Source organism: Brachybacterium sp. (assembly GCF_052095815.1).
In the GTDB taxonomy this organism is placed as follows: domain Bacteria; phylum Actinomycetota; class Actinomycetes; order Actinomycetales; family Dermabacteraceae; genus Brachybacterium.
The window spans coordinates 80,941-93,694 of the sequence record NZ_JBQDLF010000010.1 but is presented as its reverse complement, the minus strand read 5'-3'; the positions used below and the strand labels follow the sequence as shown (position 1 = coordinate 93,694).

Annotated in this window: 11 protein-coding genes; all 11 read left to right on the top strand. The window is 70.4% G+C overall.

Annotated elements, in window-relative coordinates:
- Positions 1 to 101 precede the first annotated feature (101 nt).
- The 11 genes from ACTH43_RS06430 to pyrF all read left to right on the top strand — a co-directional run bounded on the left by ACTH43_RS06430 (position 102) and on the right by pyrF (position 12,644).
- Complete coding sequence (locus tag ACTH43_RS06430; RefSeq protein ID WP_441444094.1) at positions 102 to 1,706, top strand: ABC-F family ATP-binding cassette domain-containing protein; 1,605 nt, start codon at positions 102 to 104, stop codon at positions 1,704 to 1,706.
- Between the two features lie 126 nt (positions 1,707 to 1,832).
- Positions 1,833 to 2,450 (top strand): winged helix-turn-helix domain-containing protein, encoded by a 618-nt coding sequence (locus ACTH43_RS06425; RefSeq protein ID WP_441444093.1) that lies wholly within the window; start codon positions 1,833 to 1,835, stop codon positions 2,448 to 2,450.
- Positions 2,451 to 2,524: 74 nt separating this feature from the next.
- Complete coding sequence (gene efp / locus ACTH43_RS06420; RefSeq protein ID WP_441444092.1) at positions 2,525 to 3,085, top strand: elongation factor P; 561 nt, start codon at positions 2,525 to 2,527, stop codon at positions 3,083 to 3,085.
- Entirely contained in the window at positions 3,082 to 3,627 is a 546-nt protein-coding gene (gene nusB, locus ACTH43_RS06415) for a transcription antitermination factor NusB (protein ID WP_441444091.1), read from the top strand. The genes efp and nusB overlap by 4 nt, the downstream gene beginning before the upstream one ends.
- 168 nt (positions 3,628 to 3,795) lie before the next feature.
- Complete coding sequence (gene pyrR, locus ACTH43_RS06410; RefSeq protein WP_441444090.1) at positions 3,796 to 4,434, top strand: bifunctional pyr operon transcriptional regulator/uracil phosphoribosyltransferase PyrR; 639 nt, start codon at positions 3,796 to 3,798, stop codon at positions 4,432 to 4,434.
- Positions 4,431 to 5,393 (top strand): aspartate carbamoyltransferase catalytic subunit, encoded by a 963-nt coding sequence (locus tag ACTH43_RS06405; protein ID WP_441444089.1) that lies wholly within the window; start codon positions 4,431 to 4,433, stop codon positions 5,391 to 5,393. The genes pyrR and ACTH43_RS06405 overlap by 4 nt, the downstream gene beginning before the upstream one ends.
- Positions 5,383 to 6,726, top strand: coding sequence for a dihydroorotase (locus tag ACTH43_RS06400; protein WP_441444088.1), 1,344 nt, complete (start codon positions 5,383 to 5,385; stop codon positions 6,724 to 6,726). Before ACTH43_RS06405 ends, ACTH43_RS06400 begins: the two co-directional genes overlap by 11 nt.
- A complete protein-coding gene (locus ACTH43_RS06395) occupies positions 6,723 to 7,217 on the top strand; it encodes a PH-like domain-containing protein (protein WP_441444087.1) in 495 nt (164 codons plus the stop codon). The genes ACTH43_RS06400 and ACTH43_RS06395 overlap by 4 nt, the downstream gene beginning before the upstream one ends.
- Complete coding sequence (carA, locus tag ACTH43_RS06390) at positions 7,214 to 8,431, top strand: glutamine-hydrolyzing carbamoyl-phosphate synthase small subunit (protein ID WP_441444086.1); 1,218 nt, start codon at positions 7,214 to 7,216, stop codon at positions 8,429 to 8,431. Before ACTH43_RS06395 ends, carA begins: the two co-directional genes overlap by 4 nt.
- Positions 8,431 to 11,784: a carbamoyl-phosphate synthase large subunit gene (gene carB, locus ACTH43_RS06385; protein WP_441444085.1), complete on the top strand. Its 3,354-nt coding sequence runs from the start codon at positions 8,431 to 8,433 to the stop codon at positions 11,782 to 11,784. Before carA ends, carB begins: the two co-directional genes overlap by 1 nt.
- On the top strand, positions 11,781 to 12,644 hold the full coding sequence (gene pyrF, locus ACTH43_RS06380) for an orotidine-5'-phosphate decarboxylase (RefSeq protein WP_441444084.1): 864 nt from the start codon (positions 11,781 to 11,783) through the stop codon (positions 12,642 to 12,644). The genes carB and pyrF overlap by 4 nt, the downstream gene beginning before the upstream one ends.
- Positions 12,645 to 12,754: the final 110 nt, after the last annotated feature.

Genomic DNA, 12,754 nt, shown 5'->3' with positions numbered 1-12,754 from the left:
AGAGTGGTCCAGGCTTCGCGCGGGCCCGTCCGTCGCTCCGCGCAGGAGCGTCCGTCCGCTGCGCACCGAGCCGCCGCACCCTCGAACAGGAGCATCATCCAGTGATCACCGTGCACGACCTCGCCATCCGCGTCGGCGCCCGGCTGCTCATGAGCGACGTCTCCTTCCAGATCACCGCTGGCGACAGGGTGGGGCTGGTGGGCCGCAACGGCGCCGGCAAGACGACTCTGACCAAGGTGCTCTCGGGAACGCTGGACCCGTCCGAGGGCAGTGTCGAGGTCACCGGCGAGCTCGGCTACCTGCCTCAGGACACCCACAGCGGGGAGGACACCGAACCGGTGCTGTCCCGCATCCTCTCCGCCCGCGGGCTCGACGGGATCTTCAAGAAGCTCCGCCGCGCCGAGGAGGAGATGGGGGACATGAGCCTCACCGAGGCTCGCCGCGAGAAGGCCATGAACCGCTACCCGCGGATCGAGGCCGAGCTCGATGCGGCGGGCGGCTACGCGGCCGAGGCCGAGGCCAAGCGGATGTCCGCGAACCTGGGGCTGCCCAACCGGCTGCTCGAGCAGGAGCTGGGCACCCTCTCGGGTGGCCAGCGGCGCCGCGTAGAGCTCGCCCGGATCCTGTTCTCCCAGGCCACCACCATGATCCTGGACGAGCCGACCAACCACCTCGATCACGACTCGATCGTCTGGCTGCGGGAGTACCTGATGGGCTACCGCGGCGGGCTGATCATCATCAGCCACGACGTGGAGCTGGTCGAGCACGTCGTGAACAAGGTCTTCTACCTCGATGCCAATCGCGCCTCGATCGACATGTACAACATGGGCTGGAAGCTGTACCAGCGCCAGCGCGAGGATGACGAGAAGCGTCGCAAGCGCGAGTGGACGAACGCCGAGAAGAAGGCCACCCAGCTCACCGCCCAGGCCGAGAAGATGCGTGCGAAGGCCACCAAGGCGGTCGCCGCGCAGAACATGCTCAAGCGCGCCGAGCGGATGCTCGACGGGCTCGAGGGGGAGCGCCAGCAGGACCGCGTCGCCTCGCTGCGCTTCCCCAAGCCCGCCCCCTGCGGCAAGACACCGCTGATGGCGGAGGACCTCTCGAAGTCCTACGGCAGCCTCGAGATCTTCACCAGCGTGGATCTCGCGATCGATCGCGGCTCGAAGGTCGTCATCATCGGGCTCAACGGCGCCGGCAAGACCACTCTGCTGCGGATCCTCGCCGGAGTCGATGAGCCGGACACCGGCGGGCTGCTCCCCGGCCATGGCCTGCGGATCGGCTACTACGCACAGGAGCACGAGACCCTCGATCTGGACCGCACGGTGCTCCAGAACATGATGACTGCCGCCTATGAGCTGCCCGAGGTCGAGGCCCGCAAGATCCTCGGCTCCTTCCTCTTCACCGGGGAGGATGTCCACAAGCCGACCCGGGTGCTCTCCGGCGGCGAGAAGACCCGTCTCGCGCTCGCGACCCTCGTGGTCTCCAGCGCGAACGTGCTGCTGCTGGACGAGCCGACGAACAACCTCGACCCCGCCAGCCGTGAGGAGATCCTCGGAGCGCTCGCGGCCTTCGAGGGCGCCGTGGTGCTGGTCTCGCACGATCCCGGCGCCGTAGCGGCACTGAACCCCGAGCGGGTGCTGATGATGCCCGACGCGGTCGAGGACCTGTGGAACGCGGAGTACCAGGAGCTCATCGAGCTGGCCTGAGCAGGGCACGGCACGGAAAGCGACACGAGGGACGGCACCCGCATGCCGTGAGTCAGCGATAAATCGCTGTATCGTCACGAACACCTGATATCCATCGTTCCTGACGTCAGTCCTCGAGGAGTCGCCGTGTTCGTCCTGTCCCTCTCCGGCCGTCGCGGCCACGGCCGCGACGAGGGTGATCCGATCCCCGCCCTGCTCGCCGCCCTGGACGGGCTCGACGTGTCGCTGCCGCCCGAGCGCACCATGGGCCCCGACGCCCTGGTCCTCGCCGGGCGGGCCGAGGTCGCGCTCGAGGTGCTCCTGCGCGCGGCGGAGATCGGCCCGCTCGCGGCAGGCCTGGGCATCGGCGCCGTGACCCGCCCGCTGCCCGGCTCCGTGCGCGAGATCTCCGGACCCGCAGTCGTGGCCGCGACTGCGGCGCTGCAGGCGGCAGTCACGACCTCGCAGGTCCCCGTGGCTGTGCGCGCGGCTGATGACCGTCACCGCGACACCGCCGCGGACGCCGAGGCCGTGCTGCGCCTGGTGGTCTGGATGATCCGCACCCGCAATCGCCGCCAGCGGGAGACCGTCGGCGAGCTGCGCGAGGATCCCGGCGCCACCCAGGCGCAGCTGGCCCAGCGCCTCGGGGTCACCCAGCAGACGGTCTCGCGGGCCGTGAAGACCAGCGGTTGGCGCGAGGAGAGCGCCGCGCATCCGCTGGCCGTGAGGCTGCTGAGCATGATCGACCTCACGTCGGCTCGCTGAGTGCCCTTCCGACCCCGGCGCAGCCGTGCCTGCGCGCTATCCTGGGCACGCCCAGACGACTACCGAGGAGACTCATGGCGACGACGAACGATCTGAAGAACGGGATGGTCCTGGTGCTGGACCAGCAGCTGTGGAGCGTGGTCGAGTTCCAGCACGTCAAGCCCGGCAAGGGCCCGGCCTTCGTGCGCACCAAGCTGAAGAACGTCATGTCCGGCAAGGGCGTGGACAAGACCTTCAACGCAGGCCTCAAGGTCGAGACCGCCACGGTCGATCGCCGCGACATGCAGTTCTCCTACCTCGACGGCGACATGTTCGTGTTCATGGACACCAGCAGCTGGGAGCAGACCAGCCTCACCGCGGAGACCGTCGGCGAGGCCAAGGACTTCCTGATCGAGGAGCAGGACGTGGTGATCGCCTTCCACGAGGGTGCGGCGCTGTTCGTCGAGCTGCCGGCCTCCGTGGTCCTCGAGATCAAGTTCACCGAGCCCGGCCTGCAGGGCGACCGCTCCAGCGGTGGCACCAAGCCCGCCACGCTCGTGACCGGACGCGAGATCCAGGTCCCGCTGTTCCTCAACGAGGGCGACAAGGTCAAGGTCGACACCCGCAGCGGCGACTACCTCGAGCGCGTCAAGTGACCTCAGACTCCCCACAGGAGGACTCCGGGGTCCCGGCGATGCGCCGGGTCCCCGGGCTGCCCCACCCCACCCGGGAAGGCGCGGAGGTCACCTTCGAGCGCACGATCCCCGCTCCGTCCGACCGGCTCCACAGCCGTTCGCGTGACCGGATCCGGGCGATCGACGTGCTCTTCGAGGCCGATGCCAAGCAGCGCGAGGTGCTCGGTGTGCTGGAGGAGCGGCTGCGCCGTACGGCGGCGCAGACCCCGCTGCCGCAGCGCTCCCGTGAGCTCGTCGAGCTCTATGCCCCGAATGCGGTGGACATCGACGAGGACCTCGCCACCCACTCCCGGGACTGGCCCCTGCACCGGATGCCCGCGGTGGACCGCGCGATCCTGCGTCTGGGCAGTGCGGAGCTGCTCTACGGCGAGGACGAGTCCGGCCGGGGAGCGATCATCGGCGAGTACACGAAGATCGCCGAGGTGCTCTCCACCGACGACTCACCGCGATTCGTCAACGGGCTCCTCCAGCGGCTGGTCGAAGTGCGCGGCCTGCTCTCCTGAGCTGACGGCGGCGCGACCCGCCCGGGTCGCCGCCGCCATCCCCGCCGTCAGTCCGAGGGGCGGTCACCCGGGCTTCGCCCGCTGCCCGCCCTCTAGACTCGGCACCGCTCCCATGAGCGACAGACCCTTTAACGACACGTCCTGAGAGGCGTCGAAGGGAGACGAACGATGAATGACGATCCCCACGCGGGCCGCCGGCCTGCGACGAACGATCCGGTGCCCGCCGCGGACAGCTCGCGCGTGCTCGGCCCCGAAGAGATCCGGCGGGCGCTCACGCGCATCGCCCACGAGATCCTCGAGAGCGGTCACGGCGCCGATGACCTGGTCCTGCTCGGCATTCCCCATCGGGGAGTGCCGCTGGCCCGGCGCCTCGCGGAGCAGATAGCGCGCGCAGAGGGCCGCCCCGACGGCGAGGACCTCACCGAGCTGTACGGCGCGCTGGACATCACCATGTACCGCGACGACCTGCGGAACAATCCCACGCGTGCTCCGAGCCCGACCCGGATCCCGCGCTCCGGCATCGACGGGCGCATCGTGGTCCTGGTCGATGACGTCCTGTACTCCGGGCGCACGATCCGCGCGGCCCTCGACGCCCTCGGGGCGATCGGGCGGCCCGCCGCGGTACGACTCGCGGTGCTGGTCGACCGCGGTCATCGGGAGCTGCCGATCCGTGCGGATCACGTCGGCAAGAACCTCCCCACCGCGCGCAACGAACGGGTGCACGTCCAGCTCGCCGAGACCGACGGGGTCGATGCCGTCGACATCGTGCGCCCGGTCGGCGCCCGGTCCGAGGAGGTGCAGGCATGAAGCACTTCATCTCCATCGCCGATCTCTCCCGGGATGAGGCGCTCGCAGTGCTCGCCACCGCAGAGCACATGGCACAGACCCAGTCCCGTTCGATCCGCAAGCTGCCCACCCTGGTGGGCACGACCGTGGTGAACCTCTTCTTCGAGGACTCGACCCGCACCCGGATCAGCTTCGAGGCCGCCGCCAAGCGGCTCTCGGCGGATGTCATCAACTTCTCGGCCAAGGGATCCAGCATCTCCAAGGGCGAGTCGCTGAAGGACACCGCGCTGACCCTGCAGGCCATGGGCGCCGATGCGGTGGTGGTGCGCTCCGGTTCCTCCGGCGCCGCGCACCTGCTCGCCCACGCCGGCTGGATCGAGCAGCCGATCATCAACGCCGGAGACGGCGCGCACGAGCATCCCACCCAGGCGATGCTCGATGCCTTCACGATGCGCAGGCACCTGCGGCCGGGGGATCCCACCGCGGACCTCGCCGGGACGCACGTGGTCATCGTCGGCGACATCATCCACTCGCGCGTGGCGCGGTCCAACGTGCTGCTGCTGACCCTGCTCGGCGCGCGGGTGACGCTGGTCGCCCCGCCCGCCCTGGTGCCGGTCGGCGCCTCCGCCTGGCCCTGCGAGATCAGCTACGACCTCGACCAGGCGCTCGCGACCGGGCCGGATGCCGTGATGATGCTGCGGGTGCAGAGCGAGCGCATGGTCGGCGGCGGCTTCTTCCCGACGGTGGGGGAGTACTCCCGCCGCTACGGACTGTCCACCGCCCGGGCAGCGGCCCTGCCCGACCACACCATCGTGCTGCACCCCGGACCGATGAACCGGGGGCTCGAGATCGCCGGGGCGGTGGCGGATTCCCCGCGCAGCGTCATCGTCGAACAGGTCGCCTCCGGCGTCTTCGTCCGGATGGCCGTCCTCTTCCACCTGCTCGCCACCGACGCCCGGGAGGCTCCCCGTGACCACTGAGAACCCCAGCACCATCGACGCCGGAGGCAAGGGCCTGCCCGCCCCGCTCCTGATCCGGGGCGGCCGCCCGTACGGCGAGGACGTCCAGGACGTGCTCCTGGTCGCCGGAAGCATCGAGGCGATCGGCGCCGACCTCGAGGCACCCGAGGGCACCGAGGTCATCGACGCCGACGGCTGCATTGTGCTGCCCGGGCTGGTCGACCTCCACACGCACCTGCGCGAGCCCGGCGGTGAGGAGGCCGAGACCGTCGAATCCGGCACCCGCGCCGCAGCCCGCGGCGGCTTCACCGCCGTGCACGCCATGGCCAACACCACCCCGGTCGCCGACACCGCCGGCGTCGTGGAGCAGGTCGCCCGGCGCGGCGACAGCGCCGGCTGGTGCTCCGTGCGCCCGGTCGGAGCGGTGACCGTGGGTCTGGCGGGCGAGCGGCTCGCAGAGCTCGACGCGATGGCGAACTCCCGCGCGAAGGTCCGGGTGTTCAGCGACGACGGCAAATGCGTGCACGATCCCGTGCTGATGCGCCGCGCCCTGGAGTACGTGAAGTCGTTCGACGGCGTCATCGCCCAGCACGCCCAGGACCCCCGCCTCACCGAGGGCGCCCAGATGCACGAGGGAGCCGTCTCCGCCGAGCTGGGGCTGGCCGGTTGGCCCGCTGTCGCCGAGGAATCGATCATCGCGCGCGACGTGCTGCTGGCGCAGCACGTCGGCTCTCGGCTGCATGTCTGCCACCTGTCCACCGCCGGCAGCGTCGACATCATCCGCTGGGCCAAGCAGCGCGGCATCGAGGTGACCGCCGAGGTCACCCCGCACCACCTGCTGCTGACCGACGAGAACGTGCGGCAGTTCGACGCGGTGTTCAAGGTCAACCCGCCGCTGCGCACCGCCGAGGACGTAGAGGCAGTGCGCGAGGGCCTGGCCGACGGCACGATCGACATCGTCGCCACCGATCACGCCCCGCACCCGCGCGACGCCAAGGACCGCGAGTGGGATCAGGCGGCGATGGGGATGACCGGCCTGGAGACGGCACTCGCGCTGGTCCAGCTGACGATGGTCGACGAAGGTCGCCTCAGCTGGCGGGATGTGGCCCGGGTGATGTCCGAGAAGCCGGCGCAGATCGGACGCGACGAGGAACAGGGACAGGCCCTTAAGCCCGGCGCCCCGGCCCACGTCCTGGTCTGGGATCCGCGGCCGGTGCGCGTCGCGGACCCGGCCCAGCACGCCTCGCTGAGCCGCAACTCGCCCTTCGCCGGCCTCGAGCTGCCCGGCCTGAACCGGCTCACCGTGCTCGCCGGCCGCCCGACCGTGCGCGACGGCGAGGTGGTCGAACGATGAGCGACCAGCTCATCCCCGTCCTGCTGCTCGCGGCGCTGTTCGTGCTGATCCTGGCCGCGATGGCCTGGGGCTGGCACCGACGCGGACGGTCCCAGCAGCATCTTCCCGTCCCGGAGGACGCCACCCTCGAACAGCTCGGGGAGGCCGTGGCCCACGGTCCGGTCGCTGCCGTCTACGTCGACACCGTGCTCGCCGAGCAGCCGCTCGAGCGGATCGTCGCCCATGGTCTCGGGCAGCGGGCCAACGCCATGGTCACCCTCGGCGACCAGGGCTCCTGGCGACTGGAGCGTGAGGGCACCAGCAGCTTCACCATCCCCGGCACGGTCGTCACCGAGCTCACCTCGGGCCCCGGCATGGCCGGGAAGTTCATCGGTGGCGACGGCCTCCTGATCATCCGCTGGCGCCTCGGCGACCAGCTCCTCGACACCGGACTCCGCCTCGCGCGACGTTCCGACCACGACCTCCTGCTCTCCCGGAAGGAGAACGCATGACCTCCCCCGCGTCCCCAGAATCCCTCGCCCCCACCAGGGCCCCCAGCCACCGCCTGCGCACGGAGAAGGCGCTGCTGATCCTCGAGGACGGCACCATCCTGCGAGGCTCCGCCTACGGAGCGCGAGGCTCCCGCCTCGGCGAGGTCGTCTTCACCACCGGTATGACCGGCTACCAGGAGACCCTCTCGGACCCCTCCTACGCCGGACAGATCGTCGTGCAGACCGCCCCTCATATCGGGAACACCGGGGCCAACGCCCAGGACATGGAGTCACGGAAGGTGTGGGTGCGCGGCTACGCCGTGCGCGACGCCAGCCGCATCGCCTCCTCCTATCGCGCCGAGCAGACCCTGGATGAGCTGCTGATCAGCAGCGACATCGTGGGCATCAGCGACATCGACACCCGTATGCTCACCCGCCGGCTGCGCGAGCATGGCTCCCTGCGCGGCGGGATCTTCTCCGGGGACGCCCTGGCGAGCTCCGAGCAGGAGCTGCTCTCCCAGGTCCGTGACCAGCCCGCGATGACCGGCGCGAGCTTCATCGAGGAGGTGACCATCGCCCAGCCCGTGACCCTCGAGCCCGAGGGCGAGGTGGTCGCGACCGTCGCCGCCCTCGACCTCGGCATCAAGAGCGCCGCCCCGCGCAGCATGCTCCTGCGCGGGCTGCGGGTGCACCTCCTGCCCGCCTCGACCTCGCTTGAGGACCTGGTGGCGCTGGCCCCGGATGCCGTGTTCTTCTCCAACGGCCCGGGGGACCCCGCGGCGGCGACCGCACCGATCGAGCTGCTGCGCGGCGTCCTCGACGCCGGCCTGCCCTTCTTCGGCATCTGCTTCGGCAACCAGCTGCTCGGCAGGGCCCTCGGCTTCGACACCTACAAGCTGAAGTTCGGCCACCGCGGCATCAACCAGCCCGTGCAGGACCGCGAGACCGGCGAGGTGGCGATCACCGCCCACAACCACGGCTTCGCCGTCGACCTCCCGATCGAGGGTGAGCACATCGCCCCCCACGACGGCGGCCGCTACGGACGCGTGGTGGTCTCCCATGTCGGCCTCAACGACCAGGTGGTCGAGGGCCTTCGCTGCCTCGACCGGCCCGCGTTCTCGGTCCAGTACCACCCCGAGGCGGCCGGCGGCCCGCACGACGCCTCGCCCCTCTTCGATCGTCTGGCAGAGCTCGCCGTCGCGCACCGCGCCGGCTCTGCATCCAAGGAGTCCTGATGCCCCGTCGCACCGATATCTCGTCCGTCCTGGTCATCGGCTCCGGCCCGATCGTGATCGGCCAGGCCGCGGAGTTCGACTACTCCGGCACCCAGGCCTGCCGGGTGCTGCGCGAGGAGGGCCTGCGGGTCATCCTCGTCAACTCCAACCCGGCCACGATCATGACCGACCCGGAGATCGCCGACGCCACCTACATCGAGCCGATCGACCCGGAGATCATCCGGACGATCATCGAGAAGGAGCGGCCCGACGCGCTGCTGCCCACCCTCGGTGGCCAGACCGCGCTCAACGCCGCCATCGCACTCGCGGAGAACGGGACCCTGGAGGAGTTCGGGGTCGAGATGATCGGCGCGAGCCTCGACGCGATCAACAAGGCGGAGGACCGCCAGCTGTTCAAGGAGGTCGTCGAGCGAGTCGGTGGCGAATCCGCCCGCTCGAAGATCTGCCACTCCGTGGAGGATCTGCTGGCCGGCGCCGAGGAGCTCGGCTACCCGATGGTGGTGCGCCCCAGCTTCACCATGGGCGGGCTCGGCTCCGGCATGGCCTATGACGAGAAGGACCTCCGCCGCATCGGCGGGGACGGCCTGCACTACTCGCCGACCTCCGAGGTGCTGCTCGAGGAGTCGATCCTGGGCTGGAAGGAGTTCGAGCTCGAGCTGATGCGCGACAGCGCCGACAACTGCGTCGTGATCTGCTCGATCGAGAACGTCGACCCGGTCGGCGTGCACACCGGCGACTCGGTGACCGTCGCCCCCGCCCTCACCCTCACCGACGTCGAGATGCAGATCCTGCGGGACCTCGGCATCGCGATCATCCGCGAGGTGGGGGTCGACACCGGCGGCTGCAACGTCCAGTTCGCGACCCATCCCGAGACCGGCCGCGTGGTGGTCATCGAGATGAACCCGCGCGTCTCGCGCTCCTCGGCACTGGCCTCGAAGGCCACCGGCTTCCCGATCGCGAAGATCGCAGCCCGCGTCGCGATCGGCTACACGCTCGACGAGATCCGCAACGACATCACCGGCACCACCCCGGCGAGCTTCGAACCCGCGCTGGACTACGTGGTCGTCAAGGTGCCCCGCTTCGCCTTCGAGAAGTTCCCGGCGGCGGATCCGACGCTGACCACGACCATGAAGAGCGTCGGCGAGGCGATGGCCATGGGCCGCAACTTCACCGAGGCGCTCGGCAAGGCGCAGCGCTCGATCGACGTCAAGGGCGCTTCCCTCTCGTACCTGGGGACCCCGCCGTCACCCGCGGAGGTCACCGAGCTGCTGGAGGCCTCGCGCACCCCCACGGCGGAGCGGCTGGTCGACATCGCTCGGATCCTGTGGTCCGCGGCCGAGGGGATCCTCGATCCGGCCGAGACGCTCGACCGGCTGGTGGAGGCCACCGCGATCGATCGCTGGTTCCTCGATCAGATGCAGCTGGTCGCAGAGATCGCCGCGGAGATCCGCGGCGCGGAGGTGCTGGACGCGCAGCTGCTGTCCCTGGCGAAGCGCCACGGGCTCTCGGACGATCAGATCGGTGCGCTCACCGGGCGCAGCGGTGACGTGGTCAAGGGCGTCCGTGAGGCGCTGGGCATCAACCCCGTCTACAAGACGGTCGACACCTGCGCCGCGGAGTTCGCCTCCGCCACCCCGTACCACTACTCCACCTATGACCAGGAGACTGAGGTCGAACCGCGCGAACGTCCCGCGGTGCTGATCCTCGGCTCGGGCCCCAACCGCATCGGTCAGGGCATCGAGTTCGACTACTCCTGCGTGCACGCTGCGATGGCGCTGGGCAACCCGGAGCTGCCCGGCGGCGGCTACGAGACGGTCATGATCAACTGCAACCCCGAGACGGTCTCGACCGACTACGACATCGCCGACCGCCTCTACTTCGAGCCGCTCACCTTCGAGGACGTCGTCGAGGTGTACGAGGCGGAGAAGGCTGCCGGCCCCGTCGCCGGGGTCATCGTGCAGCTCGGCGGCCAGACCCCGCTCTCGCTCGCCCGCCGCCTCGAGGCCGAGGGACTGCCCATTATCGGCACCAGCCCGTCGGCCATCGACAACGCCGAGGACCGCGGTCACTTCGGAGCGGTGCTCGCCGAGGCGAATCTGCCGGCTCCGCCCTATGGGACCGCCTGGGGGCTCAGCGATGCGACCGAGGTCGCCGCGAAGGTCGGCTATCCGGTGCTGGTGCGCCCGAGCTACGTGCTCGGCGGGCGCGGCATGGAGATCGTGTTCGACGAGGCGGGGCTCGTGGACTACGTGGCCCGCAACCTGCCCGACGGCGGCCGGGCCGAGGCCCCGATCCTCATCGACAGCTTCCTGGACACCGCGATCGAGATCGACGTCGACGCCCTCTACGACGGCACCGACCTCTACATCGGCGGCGTGATGGAGCACATCGAGGAGGCCGGCATCCACTCCGGCGACTCGGCCTGCACCCTCCCGCCGATCACCCTCAGCGATGCGGTCATGGACCGCATCCGCACCTCCACGCTCGCGATCGCCGAGGGCGTGGGCGTGCGCGGACTGCTCAACATCCAGTTCGCCCTCTCCCACGGGGTGCTCTATGTGCTCGAGGCCAACCCGCGCGCCTCCCGCACGGTGCCCTTCGTCGCGAAGGCCACCGGGGTGCCGCTCGCGCAGGCCGCGGCGCTGCTGATGGCCGGCACCTCGATCGCGGACCTGCGCCTCGGGGGAGTGCTCCCGCTCGAGGGCGACGGCATGGACCTGCCCGACGACTCTCCCATCGCGGTGAAGGAGGCGGTGCTCCCGTTCAAGCGCTTCCGCACCCGTGAAGGCAAGGCGGTGGACTCCGTGCTCGGGCCGGAGATGCGATCCACCGGTGAGGTGATGGGGCTGGACTCGACCTTCCCCCTCGCCTTCGCGAAGTCTCAGCTCGCGATCTCCGGTCAGGGCCTGCCCACCTCCGGCACCGCCTTCGTCTCTGTCGCGGACCGGGACAAGCGGTCGCTCGCACTCCCGGTGGCGCGCCTGGCGGCGCTCGGATTCGAGATCCTCACCACCGCGGGCACCGGAAGGGTGCTGCGCCGCTACGGCATCCCCTGCCGGGTGCTGCGCAAGGCCTCCGAGGCCGGCGACGAGGCGAGCGTCATCGAGCTCATCGAAGACGGCACGGTGGACCTGGTGATGAACACACCTTCCGGCTCCAACGCCCGGGTGGACGGCTACGCCATCCGCGCCGCCGCGACCAGCATGGACGTGCCGATGATCACCACCCTCCAGGAGTTCCAGGCCGCGGTGCAGGCGATCGAGGCACGACCGGTCGAGCCCTTCGAGGTGACGAGCCTGCAGGACCACACCGCACGGCTGAACGCGGTGCGTGCCGCCCAGGTCGGCGCATGACGCTGCAGGGGAGGAGCTTCGGCTCCCGGCTGCAGCAGTCCGTCGCGGAGCACGGCCGGCTGGTCGCCGGCATCGACCCCCACGCCTCGCTGCTGGAGGCGTGGGGGCTGCCGGACACACCGGAGGGCCTGCGGGAGTTCTCCCGGATCGTGCTGACCGCGGTGACCGGCAGGGTCGCCGCGATCAAGCCCCAGTCCGCCTTCTTCGAGCGCCATGGCTCCGCCGGGGTCGCAGTGCTCGAGGAGCTGCTGCAGGCCGCGCGAGAAGCCGGGGTGCTCAGCATCCTGGACGTCAAGCGCGGAGACATCGGCTCGACCATGGCCGCCTATGCGGACGCCCACCTGCTCCCGGGTGCCCCGCTCGAGGCCGACTCGATCACCGTCAGCCCCTTCCTGGGCACCGGGTCCCTCGACCCGGCGGCGCAGCTCGCGACCCAGCACGGCAAGGGCCTCTTCGTGCTGGCGCTGACCTCGAACCCGGATGGTCCCCAGGTCCAGCACGCCCTCACCTCTGCAGACACGCCGGTGGCGCAGGAGATCGCGCGACACGCCGAGGCGCTCGGAGCTGCGGCGCCGGGGGAGTGGTCGAGCATCGGCCTGGTCGTGGGCGCGACCGTCGGCGACAGCTATCGCCGGCTCGGCCTGGATCGCGTCGCACCCTCGGTCCCGCTGCTCGCACCGGGCTTCGGGGCACAGGGCGCCGGTCCCGCCCAGATGGGTGAGGTATTCGGCGAAAGTGCAGGTCACGTCCTGGTCTCACTCTCGCGAGGACTCTTGGCGGCAGGCCCTGACCCGGACGCCCTGAGCCGACGGGCCGAACAGCTGCGCTTCGAGTACGCCGGTCCTGCCGACGCCTCCTGAGGAACCGTCCGGGTGGGGGTCACGACCCCCGCTCGGACCCCCTCGGGAGTGACCGATCTGCACCGGACCAGCGACGAAGCCTGTCAAAAGTGCGCTCGACCACGAATATG

Coding starts and splice junctions, on each gene's coding strand:
- efp (WP_441444092.1), top strand. CDS start 2,525: ATGGCGACGACGAACGATCTGAAGAACGGGATGGTCCTGGTGCTGGAC.
- pyrR (WP_441444090.1), top strand. CDS start 3,796: ATGAATGACGATCCCCACGCGGGCCGCCGGCCTGCGACGAACGATCCG.
- ACTH43_RS06405 (WP_441444089.1), top strand. CDS start 4,431: ATGAAGCACTTCATCTCCATCGCCGATCTCTCCCGGGATGAGGCGCTC.
- ACTH43_RS06395 (WP_441444087.1), top strand. CDS start 6,723: ATGAGCGACCAGCTCATCCCCGTCCTGCTGCTCGCGGCGCTGTTCGTG.
- carA (WP_441444086.1), top strand. CDS start 7,214: ATGACCTCCCCCGCGTCCCCAGAATCCCTCGCCCCCACCAGGGCCCCC.
- carB (WP_441444085.1), top strand. CDS start 8,431: ATGCCCCGTCGCACCGATATCTCGTCCGTCCTGGTCATCGGCTCCGGC.
- pyrF (WP_441444084.1), top strand. CDS start 11,781: ATGACGCTGCAGGGGAGGAGCTTCGGCTCCCGGCTGCAGCAGTCCGTC.